We start from the raw sequence: 19,206 nt of genomic DNA on the forward strand, positions 1-19,206 counted from the left end.
CCGCTTATTAAATTTATATTAAGCCGGATTGTATTGCAAAGCTGGACATTTATATTAAATAATGATAATAATTATCATTATTTAATAATTTAAAATTCAAGGGGTAATTCAGTTATGAAAAAAATAATAACGCTGGCTGTGGCTTCGGCTCTGATGATGGGGATAAGTGCCTGTCAAAGCACTGCACCGTCAATTAACCTTACTCAGGCTGGCGAAGAAATTAAGATACCGGTACAACCGCAAAAAATTGTTGTGATGGATTTCGGTGCTTTAGATACGCTGGATGCACTGGGTGCCGGCAACCGTGTTATTGCTGCTCCGGTAAGTAATATTCCGGCTTATCTGCAACAATATAATAATGCACAGGTGCAGGATTCAGGCAAAATGAAGGAGCCGGATATCGCCGGTATTAAAGCTGCCAGTCCGGATCTGATTATCATGAGCGGAAGGCAGAATAATTTCTATAAAGATTTAAGTGCCATTGCACCTACACTCAATTACTCAGTTAATGCCGGTGAAAATTATTATTCTGCGGTCAAGAATCAGATCAGATTGCTGGGGAAAATTGCCGGCAAAGAAGTACTGGCGCAGGAGCAGTTGAATGCACTGGATTTAAAAATGGATGCGGCCCGTCAGCTCGCGCAGCAATCCGGTAAAAAAGCCATCGTGGTATTACATAATGATGGAAATGTGATGCTGATGAATCAGGGTAGCTATGCTGCGCTGATATTCGATGAATTACATGTAAAACGGGCTGTAAATGCCAATGATCTGCCTGTACCGGATAAAGCTGAAAATGGCCGGCCGGCACGTATAATGGTTGATAATCAGTTTATTGCTCAATATCATCCGGATATTATTTACGTTGTTGACCGCAGTAAAGCAATAGGCAATACACCGATGCGCAGCGATTATTTTGATAATAAAATTATGCAGAATGCAGGTACGCAAATCGTTAATCTTAGTGCTGACTTGTGGTATTTATCCGGCAACGGGCTGGAAAGTCTGAATCGTCAGATTGATGAAGTTATCCGGCCGCTGAACAGCATGAATTAAATTTTGTTCCTGTCACATTACAGCCAGCCGTTATTACTAATGGCTGGCTTTTTTGTTGAAAACAGATAATAGCCTATCCTGATAATAGACATTATTGATAAAGACATATTATATGTAAATGTAATTGTTAAATTTTTTAAATCAGACACAAATAATGACCTGAATAAAGGTTTTATTGCTGTGTTTTCGATAATATAGTGGTTGTAAACAACAGAAAATATTATCTTCTGATAGTTATGAGTTAGGCAGGCAGTCTATACTGATTAACTCAGAGCAAATATATCAGAGCAGACAAATATTTACAGTTAAAACTATTTTACGGCACCTTCCTCGGAAAGGAATAAGAATGAAGATAGGTATTCCACGCGAATCTCTTGCCGGTGAAACCAGAGTAGCGGCTACGCCGAAAACCGTTACCCAGCTAATTAAATTGGGGCATGAAGTTGTTATTGAGCATGATGCTGGTAAGGCCGCCAGCTTGTCTGACGGTTTGTATCAGGAAGCAGGCGCAACAGTGGCCGATGCAGGCACTGTCTGGCAGTGTCCGCTAATATTTAAGGTAAATGCACCGAATAAAGAAGAAATTGCCGCCATGCAGTCCGGCACGATACTGGTCAGCTTTATCATGCCGGCACAGCAGCCAGAGCTGGTACAGCAGTTACAGGCGAAAAATATTACTGTGCTGGCAATGGACATGGTACCGCGGATTTCACGTGCACAGGCAATGGATGCTTTGTCGTCAATGGCTAATATCAGTGGCTATCGGGCGGTAATTGAAGCTGCTGAAAACTTTGGCCGTTTCTTTACCGGCCAGATTACTGCTGCCGGTAAAGTGCCTCCGGCAGAAGTATTGGTGATAGGTGCAGGGGTGGCCGGTCTGGCTGCAATTGGTACTGCCCGTCAGCTTGGTGCCGTGATTAATGCATTCGATACCCGCCCTGAAGTTGCTGACCAGATTGAGTCCATGGGTGGTAACTTTCTGCAACTGGACTATCAGGAAGAAGAAAGCAGTAGTGGCGACGGCTATGCTAAAACCATGAGTGCTGCTTATATTGAAGCAGAAATGAAACTGTTTGCTGAACAGGCCAGACAAGTTGACATTATCATTACAACTGCTGCAATTCCGGGAAAACCTGCTCCCAAACTGATTACCCGGGAGATGGTAGACAGTATGCGTGAAGGCTCGGTAATTGTGGATCTGGCCGCTGCTACCGGCGGTAACTGCGAATATACCGAACCCGGTAAAATTATTACTACAGCCAATGGGGTGAAAATAATTGGTTATACCGATATGGCTAACCGTCTGGCCGGCCAGTCTTCACAGCTTTATGGCACAAATCTGGTTAATCTGGCACGCCTGCTTACACCGAATAAGGATGGTGAACTGGCATTAAACTTCGAAGATGTGATTATCCGTAACATGACTGTTACTCATGAAGGCAACAGCATGTATCCGCCACCACCGATTCAGGTATCCGCCGCGCCAAAAGCAGAACCGAAAGCTGTAGCTCCGGCTCCTGTTGCGACAGCACAGCCGGCATCAGCAAACAAAAAAATCATTTGGTCAGCAGTTGCAGTCATACTGATGTTGTGGATAGGTGCGGTTGCTCCGGTGGCTTTTCTGAATCACTTCATAGTATTTGTACTTGCCTGTGTAGTGGGTTACTTTGTGGTATGGAACGTGAACCACGCCTTGCATACCCCGTTAATGTCAGTAACTAATGCCATATCAGGCATTATTGTAGTAGGTGCATTGCTGCAAATCGGGCAGGGACATGGTTTCGTATCGTTGCTGGCCTTTGTTGCAGTAGCGATAGTCAGCGTTAATATCTTCGGTGGCTTTGCTGTTACCCGCCGTATGCTCAATATGTTTCGTAAATAAGGGGGAAACGGTATGTCTCAAGGTATCGTAACTGCTGCATACATCGTTGCTGCAGTATTGTTTATTCTGAGTCTGGCCGGACTCTCACAGCAGGAAAGTGCCAGACGTGGCTGTTATATGGGCATGGCAGGTATGGCTATTGCGCTGATTGCTACGGTTTTCAGTGAAAATGCGCACGGTCTGGGCTGGGTGATTATTGCCATGGTTATTGGTGGTGCAGTGGGTCTGCAACAGGCTAAGAAAGTGGAAATGACCCAGATGCCGGAGCTGATTGCTATGCTGCACAGCTTTGTCGGATTAGCTGCTGTACTGGTGGGTTTCAACAGCTACATCGACCCTCATGATGTAGACTCAGACATGTTCACCATCCATCTGGTTGAAGTATTTCTGGGAGTATTTATTGGTGCAGTAACCTTTAGTGGTTCATTAGTAGCATGGGGAAAACTGAATGGTAAGATTGCCAGCAGCCCCCTGCAACTGCCACACCGGCACCTGCTCAATCTGGGCGCACTGGTATTGTCATTTTTACTGATGCTGTGGTTCGTAGGTGTTGGCGGTTCCGGTTTTGCTCTGATTGTCATGACTCTGATTGCACTGGTATTCGGTTATCATCTGGTCGCTTCGATTGGCGGAGCTGATATGCCGGTAGTCATTTCCATGCTGAATTCTTATTCAGGCTGGGCTGCCGCCGCTGCCGGTTTTATGCTTGATAACGATTTACTGATTGTTACCGGTGCATTAGTCGGTTCGTCCGGTGCGATTTTGTCATATATCATGTGTCAGGCGATGAATCGCAAATTTCTGTCTGTAATTGGCGGCGGTTTCGGTTCAGCGCCGGTAGCTGCAAACAGTGACAATGTACCAGCCGGCGAAGTTCAGGAAATCAAACCTGAGCAGGTAGCAGATACACTGAAAAATGCACATAGCGTCATTATTACGCCGGGATACGGTATGGCGGTGGCTCATGCACAAAATGCAGTGGCCAGTATTACCACCAAACTGCGCCAGCAAGGTATTAATGTCCGCTTCGGGATTCATCCGGTAGCCGGACGCCTGCCCGGACATATGAATGTATTACTGGCTGAAGCAAAAGTACCTTATGATATTGTACTGGAGATGGACGAAATCAATGATGATTTCAGCGATACTGATGTGGTACTGGTGATTGGTGCCAATGATACGGTCAATCCGGCAGCAGTAACTGACCCGAATAGTCCTATTGCCGGTATGCCGGTATTGCATGTCTGGGAAGCTAAAAACGTGATTGTATTTAAACGTTCAATGCAATCCGGTTATGCAGGCGTAGATAATCCACTGTTTTATGAAGAAAATGTCAGAATGTGTTTTGGTGATGCCAAAGCTACTCTGGATGAAGTGGATAAAAATATTTAACAGAGAAAAAACAGTCTGGTCATTTACCAGACTGTTTTTTATTAAAGCTCGATCAATACAAATCTTAAGAAATTCAAAATAAATCTGGATATTATCCTATCTGCTAAAAATTACAGAATGTTATTTATTGAATAAAGAATCACACCTTCCCATTTTCCGCCAATCAAATCCATTGCCAAATTAACTGGTCTGTGAACATCAGGCATTATTCAATCAGCGCTTGGGTAATACTACCGGACAAAAATCGGAATCTGTACGGATAAGCGGGCCGCCAACGGCATCTACTGCAATAGGTATTGAAGCAAAAATACCCGGTATCAGGGTTTTCCCCTGTTCATCTTTCACGCCCCCCAGTGTTTCTGCAATTGCAGATGGTTTACCGGGTAAATTCAGAATAAGACTATTGCCACGCAGTACCCCTACCTGACGCGATAAAATAGCAGTAGGAGTGAAATGCAGACTAATTTGCCGCATTAATTCACCAAAGCCCGGAATTACCCGGTCGGCTACTGCCAGCGTTGCTTCCGGAGTTACATCGCGTAAATAAGGGCCGGTGCCGCCGGTAGTCAGAATCAGAGGGCAGGCATCTTCATCGGCAAGCTGAGTCAGAATACTTTCAATCAGTGGCTGTTCATCCGGAATCAGGTGCTCAACAAATTCCAGAGGATTCAATACCGCACGCTGTAACCATTTTTTCAGTTCAGGCAAACCCTGATCCGTGTAGACGCCAGTAGAGGCCCGGTCACTGATAGAAACCAGACCAATTTTTAATAAAGACAATGTATCCATTTTCAGAGCTCATCCAGCATTACAAAGACAATTATTGTAATATAGACCCTTTAGCCTGTCAGTGAAGCAAGATGAATTCAGACGAGTTAACACATTTCAATAACCGTGGCGAAGCTCATATGGTAGATGTGGGAGCCAAACCGCATAGTAAGCGCATTGCCATTGCAACTGGTATTATCAGTGTCAATGAAACTGCGTTTAATAAAATACGCAATGGTGACAGTAAAAAAGGGGATGTACTCGGTATTGCACGAATTGCCGCAATACAGGCATCTAAACAAACCAGTAATTTAATACCTTTATGCCATCCAATAGCACTTACCCGGGTTAATGTTGATTTCAGTCTTGATAATGAAAAACGCAGTATCACTATTTGTGTACAAACAGAAAATACGGGGCAGACCGGAGTTGAAATGGAAGCATTAACTGCTGCCAGTGTCGGACTGCTTACTATTTATGATATGCTCAAGGCAGTAGATCGCAGTATGATTATCAGCAATATCTGTCTGCAACACAAAGAGGGTGGCCAGTCCGGTACCTGGCATCGCCAGTCCTGATACTGCTAAAATAAATATAAACGAATAGTCACTGAAAAATAAAATAGTTGCCTGAGCAATTTAGTCTTAGAAATATTCTGTCAGTGACTTTAAATAAGCAAAGTTACTAATAATAAAATAGCTATGGTAATAAACTGTACTCAGACCGTTTATAACATTGAAGATAAATTGTCTTAGATCCTATTCAGCTACAGATGGATTGCATCAGTATTATCATTAAATCCAGCAAAGCCAATCTGTAAGTCACCTAAATTAATTCTCTGCTATTTGAAAGCTTCGCCTGTCTTCTCGTATCTAATTTAATTATTATTAAATACAAAGCGTGTTGATTAAATAGAACGCTGAATAAAAAATTTCCTCTTATCTGAATCTTTAAATTTATACTGATAATGAGTTAATCGTTTGATTTCACTATTATTTATCTATGCATTTGTAGGTTGTAACTTGATTTATAGTTACACATTAAAAAATTAATATAAAAAATGAAGTGTTAACTTTATATATATTTTTTAGTTATAATAAAAAAATTTAATAGTATAATTAAAATCAATGAAAAATAAATGAATTTGCTGTTTTTGTTTACAAATTAATTTTCCAAAAAAATTTTGAAAGTTTTATTTGTATATTAAAGAAAATTTTAGTATTGGAAATATAAAACTATAAATATAAATATAAATTTACTGATTGAAATTTATTTAAAAATTAATCAAAAATTAAGTTTTAAAGGGTTTTTATGGAGGTTTATTTTAAGAGTATTTATTTTGAAATAATAGTAAAATACTATATGTTTAACAAAAAATTCACATATAATGACTTGAAAAATATTGCCTTAGGTTAAACAATTGTTTCAGAAAATGTGATATTTTATTTTATTTGGTCATTTTTTTTATACAAAAAAAGTACAAAGACACGAAGTCACCCATTTTCTGGCATTTCCTTGCGCATGACAAAATGGTATTATCCATTCCGTGCCAAGCAAGCAAAGTGAATGTTTAGCCAATGTGCGTTATTTAATATTAAATGCAATACTGTAAGTAAATAGTATAGCATTAACGTTAAAAAATTAACGTTTACTTTATTTATATTAAAGTAATTAGTTAATGCTCCTAATATATTTACAGACCAAATTATATAGTAAAAGTTATATTTTGCAAGTTTTAATTTAAAAAATGTACCAGAATGTTGCTTTTTTATAATTTTAAAATTGTAAATTATTGTTTGCAAATATATTTTAAATTTGACCTTACATATTTTTTATTTGAAGGTAATTCCCATATGGAAAATTTTAACGTCGGCTTTGCCTCTAGAATGCAGGAAGTAGTAGATATTCTGAAAAGTGTTTCTGAATTAGCAAGAAGAGTAGGGGTTGCTTATCCGACTGCATCTAAATGGGTAAAAGTTGGTGCGGAACCAGGTGCCGAAAATTTAATTAAAATAGCTGATGCTGCACAGGTAAGTCTATTATGGTTAGCAAAAGGTCAAGGACCTAAATTTGAAAAGGACAGAGAAAATAATCATAAAGATTGCTATGCAACGCTGTCCAATCCTTTATCTGTGAATACCGGTGCTCACCTCAGTGAAAGCAGTTGTGATTATGCCGGCCGCTCAAATGAAATATATGCCGGAGATTATGCATTTATTCCAGAGTATTCTTTGCAGAATTCATATGAAGTCAATGCCAGTGAGAGTAATGCTTTATGCACATTTGCATTTAATCGTATCTGGCTGAAAAATAACTTGAATGTAGATCCGCAAAAACTGAGTACCTTTATTATCAAAGATGACAGTATGTCCGGAATACTTAATCACGGAGATCATGTACTGATTAATCATGATAAAAAAGAAGGTGGTGATGGTCTGTATGTATTGCGTATAGGAAATAATATACAGGTTAAGCGTACACAGCTGAAACCGAATAATCAATTACTGGTTACTTCTGCTAATAAAGAATACGAAGCATTTACTATTGATCTGAATAATCCTGAGGAAAATTTTGAAATCATTGGTAAAGTAGAATGGTACTGCAGAAAAATCTGATTGGTACTGATAATTCCGGCATTGAAATGCGGTGCTATTGTCTGACTCAATTTATATGGCGGTATTAATACAGAAACAGATCATCACCGGTAAAAAACTCTGTAAGAGGATTAAAACAGACAAACTGCTTTATTTTTACTTTTAATATCCATTGCTATTTATTTTGTTCAATCAAATATACAAAATTGGCAAATGTATTTTCATTGTGTTATTTATACTGAATTTAGCGTAACTGACTGTCTTTGCTGCCACGCCGGTTATATAAACTGAATGTTTTCTGCATTTCCTTATCCCGTTCGGCCTGACAGTGAACACAAAAACGAACGCCCTGAATAGCCTGACGACGCCCGACAGGAATTGTTTCGCCACATTCTTCACAAAATTCTGCGCTTTCATCTGCGGTATCTATTTGCTGGCGTACATGATTGATGGCATCTTCTATTGTGCTTTCAATCTGCTTATTTACCGCATCATCTGATGCCCAGCCGCTGGCCATAATAAACTCCTTCAAAATAATAGATTATTAATATGGAGTTATATTGTATTATTTCAATATATTACTGATTAATATAGATATTTATTGATAATGTAAAGAGGGGCGAATCTGGATTACTGGATTTTTATGATCAAACATAAAGTTAATCATTGAAAGGGTTTTAATATTTTACTTTGAAAGTAATCAATCTGCTTTATGAATGGCTAATCAGAAAATAAAAATTTATATTCTGAAATTATTTTTCTATTATATTTTGCTTACTTACGTGAATAAACAATTTTCACCTGTTATTTGGCATATGAAATACAGATTCGGATAAAACTTAAATTAATCTATCTAAATCATAATTTTATTTACCTGTAAATGGATTGCAATATGCGCTATGGTTTTATAGACTGATTTTGATTTCTCTTGTTAAATCAAAATATTGCTGAATAGGATATCAACCATGGATGCCCAAAAGTTTAAAGAATGTATAGAAGCCTGTAACCGCTGTATTGCTTTATGCCAATATTGTTCTACTGCCTGTCTGCAGGAAGATGATGTCAAAATGATGGCTAAGTGTATTCATCTGGATATGCAATGTGCGGCAATGTGCACACTTGCTGTTAATTTTATGTGCATGAACAGTGCTTTTATCGTGCAGGTATGTCAGCTCTGTGCTGAAGTATGCCGTGCCTGTGCTCAGGAATGTGGTCGTTTTAAGATGGATCACTGCCAGCGCTGCGCTGAAGCTTGTAATGCCTGCGCGGATAAATGTATGGCTATGGCTGCATAAGTAATGAAGTATGTATTGCAAAATTTTTAAGCCATTGTTTCTGTCAATGGCTTTTTTTATGGTTGTTATGTTATTGAAAATATAATTAATTCTATACCGTTTTTAGTTTTAAAATGTCTAAAATAAACAGGGTTAGCCAGATTAATAGCTAACCCTGTTTACTGTGTTAGTCAGATTGCTTTATTTCAGACCAAGTACATCCTGCATATCAAACAGACCATGTGGGTGCTGACGCAGCCACACTGCCGCCCGGACAGCACCATTAGCGAAAGTAGCACGGCTGGAGGCTTTATGGCTGATTTCAACACGTTCACCATCAGTTGCAAACAATGCCGTGTGTTCGCCGACAATGTCACCGGCGCGGATAGTTGAAAAGCCGATTGTCTGCGGGTCACGCGCTCCGGTATGTCCTTCGCGCCCGTAAACGGCACAGGTTTTTAAATCACGACCTAGTGCATCGGCAATTACTTCTCCCATGCGCAGAGCAGTACCGGAAGGAGCATCAACTTTATGGCGATGATGAGCTTCGATAATTTCAATATCGTAGCCTTCATTTAATACCCGGGCAGCGGTATTAAGCAGAGCAAAGGTCAGGTTGACACCCACACTGAAATTAGGGGCAAATACAATGCCAATTTTTTCAGCGGCTGAGGCAATGCGTTGTTTACCTGTTTCATCGAAACCGGTCGTGCCGATAACATCATTGACACCAAGCCGTTCACAGATAGCCAGATTATTCAGTGTGGATTCCGGTTTGCTGAAATCTATCAATACATCGGTATTATCCAGTACTTTTTCCGGGTCGTGACAAATACTAACGCCCAGCTCAAGACCGATAGCAAACCCGGCATCAAGACCGATAGCAGGGGAAGCATCGTGTTCCAGGGCACCGCTCAGAACACAATCCTGGCGCTGACTGATGCTTTGAATAAGGGCTCTGCCCATACGCCCGTTGGCACCGGCTACAGCAATTCTTAAACGTGATGTAGACATGTTTTACTCCGTTACAGGTACAGGCTGAGCAGTTAAAGCATCACCTTCGGCATGTATCAGTTTTCCGTTGGCATCAAAGTAAAGAGTCAGCTTCTTCTCTTCCTGAATTTCATTGGCACGGGTTATAACAAACAGATAATCCCAGCGGTTGGCATGAAACGGATCACGGAGTAAAGGAGTGCCAAGCAGCATTTGTACTTGTTCACGGCTCATACCGGGCTGTAAAGAGTTCACAACATTCTGGTCCAGCTCGTTACCCTGAATAATTTTCAGTTTGTACGACGGAATTTGTGTCAGTTTTGCTGTGGAGCATGCGCTCAGGCCTAGAACGGCTACTGCCAGCAGGCAGTATATTTTTTTCATACTGATACCTCTGATCCGGGACGAAACAGTTAGCAATGGCGATGGCGACATTGTATGACACCCAGTGGGCAATTGCCTTAAAAGTGCGTATTATAGCGAGTATTATTACTTAGTGGTGAAATAAGCATCATGAATAGCAATGTAGCTCAATTAAAAGATAACGGTTTAAAGGTTACTGGCCCCAGACTGAAGATTCTGGAGCTATTTGAAGCCCAGCCTGAACTGCATATGAGTGCAGAAGATGTATACCGGCGCCTGCTTGATGAAGGCGTGGAAATCGGTGTGGCCACCATTTATCGTGTGCTTACCCAGTTTGAACAGGCCAATATTCTGTTACGCCATCATTTTGAAACCGGTAAAGCCGTATATGAATTAAATCGCGGCGGTCATCATGATCATCTTGTATGCATTAAATGCGGTAAGGTAACTGAATTTTGCAGTGAAGAAATTGAAAAGCTGCAAAAGAAGATTGCTGATGATAACGGTTACCGTATTGTAGACCATGCTTTATATATGTATGGTGTATGCACTGAGTGCCAGCAGTTTGACAATAAATATCTCTGAAACTGAAATAAAGGGCAGGATATTCAAGTATGAATCAGCCTGAATACCGCTTACGTGTTCCGGTTCTGAGCAGGAATAATCTGGATTTTCCAGATATTGAAACTGCACAGCAACAACGTGACGGATTGGTGGCTGTTGGCGGCGATTTATCTCCTGCCCGAATACTGGCTGCATACCGGCAGGGTGTTTTCCCTTGGTATTCACCTGATGAGCCTATTATGTGGTGGTCTTTTGCGCAGCGGATGGTACTATTTCCGGCAGAGCTGAAAGTCAGTCGTTCTCTGGCGAAAAATCTGCGCAATAAGCCTTATGCCGTGACCATGAACTATGCTTTCCAGCAGGTGATTGCCAACTGCGCCCAAACGCCTCGCCCCGGGCAGAACGGTACATGGCTGAGCGCAGAAATGCAGCAGGCTTACTATTCGTTACATCAGCAGCAGTATGCTCGTTCATTTGAATGCTGGTATCGGGATAAAGATGGCAATACGATTTTGGCTGGAGGCTTATACGGCGTGCTGATCGGGCAGATATTCTATGGTGAATCCATGTTTGCTCATGCTTCGGATGCTTCCAAAATAGCTTTTGTGCATGCCGTGCATTATTTGCAGCAACAAGGCGTACCGCTGATAGATTGTCAGGTTTACACTGACTACTTAGCCAGCTTCGGTGCCCGTAAAATTCCTTATGCGGAATTTGCAGCTTGTCTGCATAAGTTTAATCCGCGTTCACTGACACAGCCAGACTCTTTCAAACCACAGATACTGGCAGATAATGGTGTTATACCCTTGATAATCCGGAACTGAATTATTGATTATAGGAATATTGTATGTCTTTACAACAAGTAATTGAAACTGCTTTTGAAAACCGCGCGGAAATTACTCCGGCTTCTGTAACTGCCGAAGTAAAGGAAGCTGTAGCTGAAACTTTACAGCAACTGGACAGCGGACATCTGCGTGTGGCTGAAAAACAGGGTAATCAGTGGCTGGTAAATGAATGGGCCAAAAAAGCAGTATTGCTGTCTTTCCGGATTAGTGACAATGTACTGGCAGATGATGCAGTCAATCGCTATTTTGATAAAGTACCTACTAAATTTGCCAACTGGACTGGCGCAGATTTTCAGCAGGCAGGCTTCCGTGCAGTTCCGGGTGCAGTAGTACGTGCTGGCAGTCATATTGGTAAAAATGTAGTACTGATGCCTTCATTTGTTAATATTGGTGCATTTGTTGATGAAGGTACGATGGTTGATACATGGGCAACGGTAGGTTCCTGTGCTCAGATTGGTAAACATGTTCACCTGAGTGGCGGGGTAGGCATAGGTGGTGTACTGGAACCTTTACAGGCAGCACCAACAATTATTGAAGATAACTGTTTTATCGGCGCCCGTTCTGAAATTGTTGAAGGGGTAATTGTCGAAGAGGGCAGTGTAATTTCGATGGGTGTATTTATTGGTCAGTCTACTAAAATTTATGACCGTGAAAGCGGTGAAATCAGTTATGGCCGGGTACCAGCCGGTTCTGTTGTGGTTTCAGGCAGTCTTCCGGCAAAAGATGGCAGCCATAGCCTGTATTGTGCAGTAATTGTCAAAAAGGTAGATGCCAAAACCCGTGCTAAAACCAGTGTTAATGATTTGCTGCGTGGAATTTAAGTTTATTCAGGTTTTATAAATAAAAGCCTCTTATTTGCTGGTAAGAGGCTTTATCTTTATTATCTGTTGTATTTTAACGTATATTGCGGCTAATTTTATTGGCTATCAGGGTAGCCGCGGTTAATACTGCACCCACCAGCAGCTTATTGCGCCAGCGTTTGGGTTTGTTCGCCAGCTTAAGTGCCAAACCTCCTGCCGGAATTTTATCCACAATATTCAGCGAGCGCTGCCATAAACGTGATTTATGGGTATTATCGCCATTCCTGAGCTGCTCTGCGAGTAATTTTAATCTCGTACCTTGTGCCTGTATGTCCAGCAATTCGCGTTGTTGTGCGATATTCAGCTTATCAGATTTACTCATGGTCGTCTGTGTTCTCCATTGGCTTCATGCTTGCCGGTGTGTCTGAGATAGCTGAGATCTTCACTCATTGCATCCAGTGTTTTTGTCATAAACTGGCTTTGCTTGCGTAACAATTTAATAATTAATATAGTCAGAAGCAGAATCAAAAGTAAAAACAGAATGGCAAGACCAAAAAATACCCATACTTTAGCCTGAGGGGAAAGTACAGTATTCAGACCGAATAATAAACTGATAAATCCCAGAAAAAACATTACTCCGGCAAGTACAACAAGTACCATCAGTACAATAATACTTTGCAGCTGGGCAATCGCATCCAGGCGCAGCATACGTAAGCGAATCCACAATAACTCAGTGCCATAAGTCAGCCAGATTTTCAGCTGACGCAGGTCACGACCAAGATTGCCTATACTCATGGTATATTATCCGTTAAAAAGTAAATTATATTCAGGCAACCGATTGTCAGACCAGATTGCCTGAATGAACTTATGCCGTAAGTTGTTTAGTGTCTGCAACGTCCCAGCAACACACCGGCAAGAAAGCCGACTGCGGCAGCAACACCCATAGCATAGTATGGTTGTTCATGTACCAGCTCATCAGTGCGTTCAGCTGTAGCACGGGCTTTTTCTGCCAGTGTACTTTCGATATCGCACAGTTTGGATTTGGTATTGCTTAGTTTTTTACGAAACTGATCTTTCAATGCTTTGGCCTGATCAGACCCGTTGTCGCCGGCGTTTTCATATAAATCTTCAACTTCATCCAGTACAGAACGTACTTCTTTCATTAAATCTTTTTTTTGTGAATCAAAATCAGCCATGGCAATTCTCCTTCCAATTGGCGTGGAATTTATTTACGATTTAACATCAGCAGCCGGCTTAACCCTTGCAGTACGGCAAACAGGCTGTCTGTTGTATTGCAATATCGGTTAAAATAATCATTGGCTGCTAACATTTGTTGCACAATGATTACCTTAGCACAAGGTTATTGATTTGCACAGGTATATTATATTGGCGATTAACCGCTTGAATAGAGGTAGATGATGACTGAGCTGGCGCTGGAAAAAATATATTCGGGTAAAGTACGCGATTTGTATGCAATTGATGAGAAACGCATGCTGATGGTAGCTACAGACCGCTTATCGGCTTTTGATGTAATTTTACCTGAACCTATAACAGGAAAAGGCGAAATTCTTACCCAGATATCAAATTTCTGGTTTAAAAAACTGCAACATATTATGCCTAACCATTTTACTGGTGAAACAGTTTATGATGTGCTGCCACGCCAGCAGGCTGACAAAATTGCCAAACGGGCAGTTGTGGTAAAAAAATTAAGCCCGTTGAAAATAGAAGCTATTGTTCGCGGTTATCTTTCTGGCAGTGGCTGGCGTGATTACCAGCAAACCGGAGCTGTTTGCGGAATTAAATTGCCAGCGGGATTACGGGAAGCTGAACAATTACCTGAGGTGATTTTTACTCCTTCGAGTAAAGCCGCTGTAGGCGACCATGATGAAAATATCAGTTTGTCACAATGTGCTTCTCTGCTGGGAGAAGAACTGACAGAGCAGGTAAGTGCTAAGGCGATTAAGCTATATTCAGAAGCCGCGGATTATGCTCGCAGTAAAGGCATCATTATTGCCGATACCAAATTTGAATTCGGTTTGGATGAGAATGGTGTTTTGACGCTTATGGATGAAGTGCTTACCCCGGATTCCAGCCGTTTTTGGTCTGTAGACAGCTATCAGGTTGGTAGCAATCCGCCTTCATTCGATAAACAGTTTATCCGTGACTGGCTGGTAGAGTCCGGTTGGAATAAACAACCACCGGCACCACATATACCGACAGACATAATTGCCAAAACACTGGCTAAATATGAAGAAGCCCTGCATCTGATTGCCGGAGCATAAAATATTATGAATGGCAGGCAAGCGGTCCTGCCAGTATCATCCTATGTATATCAGCTCATACTTTTTCCGACAGGAATATTGAGTAGTGGGGATGGTTTGCCTGCTTTTATTGCTGATTTAGAGCACTATTATCGGATTGTGCTTTGCTTGTGATTTTGCTGATAACAGCACTAATCAGTCTATTGACCTTATTCTGTATCTGTACTTGTTAAATCTTACAACACAGATAGTTATTAAATTACCCCTTGGATATTTTACAAATCTCATGATAGATAGTTTGTGATTCAGCAATACAAATGGAAACACCGGATTTATAGGTTGCAGTACCAGAAAATTGATTCAATAAACCATTTGCTATCTAAAGTGACATAATACTTTATAAAACAAAAAATCTGTTATAACTATATAATACACCACCAACTGGCCTCACTATATTTGCTGTTTATTCCAGTCTTATCAGTGAGGCTAATATTATTTTAAACGGTTTATTGCTAATCTGATATTGAATATTATCAGACTGCATATTAGCCATCCGGCCAATTGCTACTTTATTGTTATCTGATGACGGAAATTACTATGCCACAACACCCCTATCGTCGTTTACGTCCTGCGCACTATGAGTTACCCGAAGTAGGCATATCCGAGTCAGGCAATATACGCTCTCTCCATCTGGGTACGTCTACTATACAAAGTTCTATGAATGTCGATGATCCGGCAGAACTGGTGCTATCGTATAGCCGGGCTATGATGGCATGGTTATTATTTGCGGACAGTATGCCCCGGCATATTACCCAAATAGGTTTGGGCGGTGGTTCATTTGCACGCTGGATAGATGCTTACCTGCCTGATACCTGTCAGACTGCTGTCGATATCAACCCTCAGGTTATCAGCATTGCCCGCAGTATGTTTGAGCTGCCATTTGAGGGCGAAAAATTCGAAATTATTGAAGACGATGGTGCCGAATACATCAAGATACTACGGGGTAATACAGATATCATTCTGGTTGATGGCTTTGATGGTGAGCAGATTATTGACAGTCTGGTTGCTGAACCTTTTTTTGAGGATTGCCGCCAGGCACTGAGTGAGCATGGTATCTTTGTTACTAACTGGTGGCAGGGTGATAAACGGTTTCAGACTTTTGTACGTCGGTTGCGTAGTGTATTTGACAACAGAGTACTAATGGTGCCGGCTGAAACTCATGGCAATATTGCCGTACTGGCCTTTCAGCAGCCACCTTCAGTACGTGACTGGGATAAACTGAAAAAACGGGCTGCACAGCGTGCAATTGAATTTAATCTGGATTTGCCCGCTATGCTGGCTTCAATTAAAGCTCAGCAATCACACAGTAATCGTGTGCTGACATTTAATGATTAAATATTTCATACTGGCAAAATGGATATTGCTGGTGTGAACAGAAACAAAGAATAAAGGAAAACCAGTGAGTTATTATGCTAAACATCTTTTTGTCTGCACCAATCGCCGAGATAATCCGTGTCGCCAGAGCTGTGGAGACGATGATGTTGGTGCTGATGCAGTTGATTATCTCAAAGGCCATGCTAAGGCCATGGGGCTGATGGGAGTAGGTAAGCTGCGTATCAGTAGTGCCGGCTGTCTTGGCCGGTGTGATGAAGGGCCGGTTATGGTGCTTTATCCGCAGGGGCGCTGGTATACCTATGTAGACGAAAGTGACCTGCAGGAAATATTGGATGAAGAACTGGCAAACGATCGTGTTGTTACCCGATTGTTAGTGGATAAACCTGAAAGTAATGAGTAAATCTGATGCTGAAGCAACAACCGAACATCTGGATTAACGGGCCGGCAGGGCGGCTTGAAACTATTTATTTACCTGCGCAGGGTACTGCATGTGGTGTGGCTGTAATTAATCATCCCAATCCTTTACAAGGCGGGCTGAATACCAATAAAGTGGTTCAGACAGCAGCAAAAGCACTTACAGGAATGGGTTTTCACTGTTATCTGCCTAATTTGCGTGGTGTGGGTAATAGCGAAGGAGAGCATGATTATGGTCGCGGTGAAGTGGCGGACTGCCTTGCCGTGGTTGACTTTGCCCGTGCTCAGCATCCAGAAGTTAGTAAACTGGTATTATCTGGTTTTTCTTTCGGTGGCTATGTAGCCTTGTTCAGCGCGCTCACTGCAAGACCGGATGCCTTATTGCTGATGGGTCCGGCTATAGGTATGTATACTATTGATGCACCCAGTGCCTATAATCCAGCTACTACATTACTGATTCATGGTGAAAAAGATGAAGTGGTACCGTTGCAGAACAGTCTGAACTGGGCTGAAGGGCAGGATTTACCTGTATTGGTTGTACCCGGTTCCGGCCATTTTTTTCATGGCAAACTGATTTTACTGCGTCAATGGATTGAAAGGCTATTCCCTGCATTATTAACGAAATAAACGATTATATGCCTTTTGCCGGCAATTATCTGATGTTGGCAACAGGCTATATTTAATTATTACAGTTTTTAATAGAAATATAAGCCATTGCCATTGTTTTAATTAGCTTAAATATGTAAATATAACAATAGAGATTGTTTATTATTTTATTTGCTATTAATACCAATTATGGAAAAACTAAAAATTTTAAGAAAATCATGTAATTATACACAAAAAGATTTAGCTGATATTTTGGGAGTAAAATCGAAAGATATAAGTGACTGGGAATCGAATAAATCTCAACCAGAATTAAAAGTACTAAGGGATCTTGCGGTAATTTTTGGTACAAGCGTTCTTGATATTTTAAGTAATGACACAGTTTCAACAACACATTGGCAACCATGGCAAAAAGAAAAAATAATTGATTCTTTTTGGGGGCATATTGGCATTCTTTTATGCAATTCTACTAATATTAAATGGTATCCGATTACCTCTGCTACAGCTCAAAGAATTCAAGAAAGCTTGTGTTATGATCAAGATATACATGACCAATTACTTTCTGTTGATACACTAAATAACCACTTCCTTATTATTAATACTAAATCAATAAAAAAAATTTCACTTCTCGATGATTCATCCGATGCCCCGGAAAATTGGGAAATACCTTGGGATGGATATCAAGGCTTAGGAGCTGAAGAATATTACAATCTTATAGCAGAATATTTTTGGGATGAGGAGTACTTTTATGAGAATACTTCAGAAAAATTACAATTAGTTATTAAGGATTTGATCGAAGAGAATAATTTTACTGATGAAAATGTTGATGAGATAACACACAATATAAATATTTATTTTTCTGATAATACATCCGAATCCATCTCCATAGAATATGATTCTAAATTTGTTGATACTATTATGGATATTGAATTAGGAGTCAGTAGTAGATTTCGTTGCTTTGAAGATTTAAACGGTGAAAAACATTTTATATCTGAAGAAAATATTGGGTTAATTGATATACCTCTTTATTTATATAAAAAACAGCTTCAGCAATTTTTTGATAATGAATAGGTAAATTATTATGTATACACAACAAGAGGGAAAAGATATTTATATTGGGGAAATATTCGAATTTATTCAGCAAATTTTGGATTTAAAAAAATACAAAAAACATATATTTTATCGCGGACACTCAAGTGAGCGGTATCACTTAATACCCTCACTTTTTAGAAAAAATAGTCAAGGTCGTTCTATATATAGTTCGCAAGAACATATTTTATATCGAGAATTGTACATGTCTGAATATAAAGAATTTATTAATGATAGATATACATTAGATAAATTGGTTAGAATGCAGCATTACTCAATGCCGACACGATTGCTTGATTTAACTACTAATCCACTTATAGCCCTTTATTTTGCATGTAAATCAAGTGTAGATATGGATGAAGGTATAGGGGAAGTGATTATATTTTTTATAGATGATAAGCATGTCAAATATTATGATTCTGACACGGCGAGCTGTATTGCAAATTTAGCAAGATTATCCGATCAAGAAAAAGAATCAATTAAGTTTAACTTTGATCGTGAACGTTTTAATCAACAGACCAGTATAAAAAAACTTCTTCATTTTATTCGAGACGAGAAACCTTTTTTTGAACCAAGAATAGATAAATACGATTTACAAAATATTATCTGTATTAAGGGAATTAAAAATAATGAAAGAATAACTTCTCAGTCGGGTGTCTTTCTTTTATTTGGTTTAAATGCTAGTTTAGAAGAAATTGGAAATAATTTTATTCAAATTAAAAGAATTAAAATTAAGAATAGGAAAAAAATATTAAATGAACTAGACTTACTTAATATCAATGAAAGTACAGTTTTTCCAGGTATCGAAAGTTCTGCGAGATATATTTCTTTCAAAAATAAAGTTGACTAAAATTTCTAATCTGAACTTGTTATTTCAATAATAAATTTTAATTGATTGGTAATTATATAATTT

General features: G+C 40.0%; 22 protein-coding genes. 15 read left to right on the forward strand and 7 right to left on the reverse strand.

What is annotated here, in order from left to right; all coding sequences use genetic code 11:
• Nucleotides 1-114: 114 nt before the first annotated feature.
• From H3V00_RS04680 to pntB, 3 genes are all read left to right on the forward strand, one after another.
• Nucleotides 115-1,056 (forward strand): siderophore ABC transporter substrate-binding protein, encoded by a 942-nt coding sequence (locus H3V00_RS04680; RefSeq protein WP_198206935.1) that lies wholly within the window; start codon nucleotides 115-117, stop codon nucleotides 1,054-1,056.
• A 346-nt stretch (nucleotides 1,057-1,402) separates the two neighbouring features.
• Nucleotides 1,403-2,938, forward strand: a complete 1,536-nt coding sequence (locus tag H3V00_RS04685) for a Re/Si-specific NAD(P)(+) transhydrogenase subunit alpha (RefSeq protein ID WP_198206934.1) — start codon at nucleotides 1,403-1,405, stop codon at nucleotides 2,936-2,938.
• A gap of 12 nt (nucleotides 2,939-2,950) precedes the next feature.
• Nucleotides 2,951-4,330 carry a Re/Si-specific NAD(P)(+) transhydrogenase subunit beta gene (gene pntB / locus H3V00_RS04690; protein WP_198206933.1) on the forward strand — a complete coding sequence of 460 codons (1,380 nt, stop codon included), beginning with the start codon at nucleotides 2,951-2,953 and terminating at the stop codon, nucleotides 4,328-4,330.
• Between the two features lie 213 nt (nucleotides 4,331-4,543).
• On the opposite strand, the gene mog is transcribed toward pntB, so the two are convergent.
• Nucleotides 4,544-5,119 (reverse strand): molybdopterin adenylyltransferase, encoded by a 576-nt coding sequence (mog, locus tag H3V00_RS04695; RefSeq protein WP_025331175.1) that lies wholly within the window; start codon nucleotides 5,117-5,119, stop codon nucleotides 4,544-4,546.
• 71 nt (nucleotides 5,120-5,190) lie between these two features.
• Between mog and moaC the strand changes: the two genes are divergently transcribed.
• Both moaC and H3V00_RS04705 read left to right on the forward strand, forming a co-directional pair.
• Nucleotides 5,191-5,676, forward strand: coding sequence for a cyclic pyranopterin monophosphate synthase MoaC (moaC, locus tag H3V00_RS04700; RefSeq protein WP_198206932.1), 486 nt, complete (start codon nucleotides 5,191-5,193; stop codon nucleotides 5,674-5,676).
• Nucleotides 5,677-6,951: 1,275 nt separating this feature from the next.
• Complete coding sequence (locus H3V00_RS04705) at nucleotides 6,952-7,713, forward strand: S24 family peptidase (RefSeq protein ID WP_198206931.1); 762 nt, start codon at nucleotides 6,952-6,954, stop codon at nucleotides 7,711-7,713.
• Nucleotides 7,714-7,936: 223 nt separating this feature from the next.
• Here H3V00_RS04705 and H3V00_RS04710 read toward each other — a convergent pair whose 3' ends face one another.
• Nucleotides 7,937-8,209 (reverse strand): DksA/TraR family C4-type zinc finger protein, encoded by a 273-nt coding sequence (locus tag H3V00_RS04710; protein WP_084565404.1) that lies wholly within the window; start codon nucleotides 8,207-8,209, stop codon nucleotides 7,937-7,939.
• Nucleotides 8,210-8,657: 448 nt separating this feature from the next.
• Between H3V00_RS04710 and H3V00_RS04715 the strand changes: the two genes are divergently transcribed.
• Nucleotides 8,658-8,987: a four-helix bundle copper-binding protein gene (locus tag H3V00_RS04715; RefSeq protein WP_025331171.1), complete on the forward strand. Its 330-nt coding sequence runs from the start codon at nucleotides 8,658-8,660 to the stop codon at nucleotides 8,985-8,987.
• A gap of 180 nt (nucleotides 8,988-9,167) precedes the next feature.
• On the opposite strand, the gene dapB is transcribed toward H3V00_RS04715, so the two are convergent.
• Nucleotides 9,168-9,980: a 4-hydroxy-tetrahydrodipicolinate reductase gene (dapB, locus tag H3V00_RS04720; RefSeq protein ID WP_025331170.1), complete on the reverse strand. Its 813-nt coding sequence runs from the start codon at nucleotides 9,978-9,980 to the stop codon at nucleotides 9,168-9,170.
• Nucleotides 9,981-9,983: 3 nt separating this feature from the next.
• Nucleotides 9,984-10,343 (reverse strand): outer membrane protein assembly factor BamE, encoded by a 360-nt coding sequence (locus tag H3V00_RS04725; RefSeq protein ID WP_025331169.1) that lies wholly within the window; start codon nucleotides 10,341-10,343, stop codon nucleotides 9,984-9,986.
• A 129-nt stretch (nucleotides 10,344-10,472) separates the two neighbouring features.
• On the opposite strand from H3V00_RS04725, the gene fur reads away from it, so the two are divergent.
• From fur to dapD, 3 genes are read left to right on the forward strand one after another with little or no spacing between them, the layout of a single operon-like run.
• Nucleotides 10,473-10,907, forward strand: coding sequence for a ferric iron uptake transcriptional regulator (fur, locus tag H3V00_RS04730; RefSeq protein ID WP_025331168.1), 435 nt, complete (start codon nucleotides 10,473-10,475; stop codon nucleotides 10,905-10,907).
• 29 nt (nucleotides 10,908-10,936) lie between these two features.
• The gene (gene aat, locus H3V00_RS04735; RefSeq protein ID WP_198206930.1) at nucleotides 10,937-11,710 is read left to right on the forward strand and encodes a leucyl/phenylalanyl-tRNA--protein transferase; all 774 of its coding nucleotides are present in this window, start codon (nucleotides 10,937-10,939) and stop codon (nucleotides 11,708-11,710) included.
• Nucleotides 11,711-11,733: 23 nt separating this feature from the next.
• On the forward strand, nucleotides 11,734-12,552 hold the full coding sequence (gene dapD / locus H3V00_RS04740) for a 2,3,4,5-tetrahydropyridine-2,6-dicarboxylate N-succinyltransferase (protein ID WP_084547880.1): 819 nt from the start codon (nucleotides 11,734-11,736) through the stop codon (nucleotides 12,550-12,552).
• 73 nt (nucleotides 12,553-12,625) lie between these two features.
• Here dapD and H3V00_RS04745 read toward each other — a convergent pair whose 3' ends face one another.
• The 3 genes from H3V00_RS04745 to H3V00_RS04755 all read right to left on the reverse strand — a co-directional run bounded on the left by H3V00_RS04745 (nucleotide 12,626) and on the right by H3V00_RS04755 (nucleotide 13,727).
• Entirely contained in the window at nucleotides 12,626-12,913 is a 288-nt protein-coding gene (locus H3V00_RS04745) for a hypothetical protein (protein WP_078475131.1), read from the reverse strand.
• Nucleotides 12,910-13,326, reverse strand: coding sequence for a phage holin family protein (locus H3V00_RS04750; protein ID WP_025331164.1), 417 nt, complete (start codon nucleotides 13,324-13,326; stop codon nucleotides 12,910-12,912). The genes H3V00_RS04745 and H3V00_RS04750 overlap by 4 nt, the downstream gene beginning before the upstream one ends.
• Nucleotides 13,327-13,412: 86 nt before the next feature.
• A complete protein-coding gene (locus tag H3V00_RS04755) occupies nucleotides 13,413-13,727 on the reverse strand; it encodes a YqjD family protein (protein WP_025331163.1) in 315 nt (104 codons plus the stop codon).
• A gap of 222 nt (nucleotides 13,728-13,949) precedes the next feature.
• On the opposite strand from H3V00_RS04755, the gene H3V00_RS04760 reads away from it, so the two are divergent.
• The 6 genes from H3V00_RS04760 (at nucleotide 13,950) to H3V00_RS04785 (ending at nucleotide 19,143) form a co-directional block, all read left to right on the forward strand.
• A complete protein-coding gene (locus H3V00_RS04760; RefSeq protein ID WP_198207169.1) occupies nucleotides 13,950-14,813 on the forward strand; it encodes a phosphoribosylaminoimidazolesuccinocarboxamide synthase in 864 nt (287 codons plus the stop codon).
• 576 nt (nucleotides 14,814-15,389) lie between these two features.
• Entirely contained in the window at nucleotides 15,390-16,187 is a 798-nt protein-coding gene (locus tag H3V00_RS04765; RefSeq protein WP_110414425.1) for a polyamine aminopropyltransferase, read from the forward strand.
• Between the two features lie 64 nt (nucleotides 16,188-16,251).
• Nucleotides 16,252-16,587, forward strand: a complete 336-nt coding sequence (locus H3V00_RS04770) for a ferredoxin (RefSeq protein ID WP_110414424.1) — start codon at nucleotides 16,252-16,254, stop codon at nucleotides 16,585-16,587.
• A gap of 5 nt (nucleotides 16,588-16,592) precedes the next feature.
• On the forward strand, nucleotides 16,593-17,228 hold the full coding sequence (locus tag H3V00_RS04775; RefSeq protein WP_084585586.1) for an alpha/beta hydrolase: 636 nt from the start codon (nucleotides 16,593-16,595) through the stop codon (nucleotides 17,226-17,228).
• Nucleotides 17,229-17,396: 168 nt separating this feature from the next.
• A complete protein-coding gene (locus H3V00_RS04780; RefSeq protein ID WP_198206929.1) occupies nucleotides 17,397-18,275 on the forward strand; it encodes a helix-turn-helix transcriptional regulator in 879 nt (292 codons plus the stop codon).
• A gap of 10 nt (nucleotides 18,276-18,285) precedes the next feature.
• A complete protein-coding gene (locus H3V00_RS04785) occupies nucleotides 18,286-19,143 on the forward strand; it encodes an FRG domain-containing protein (RefSeq protein ID WP_198206928.1) in 858 nt (285 codons plus the stop codon).
• The last annotated feature ends 63 nt before the right edge of the window (nucleotides 19,144-19,206 follow it).

Source organism: Snodgrassella sp. W6238H11 (assembly GCF_016100525.1).
Taxonomy (GTDB): Bacteria; Pseudomonadota; Gammaproteobacteria; order Burkholderiales; family Neisseriaceae; genus Snodgrassella; species Snodgrassella alvi.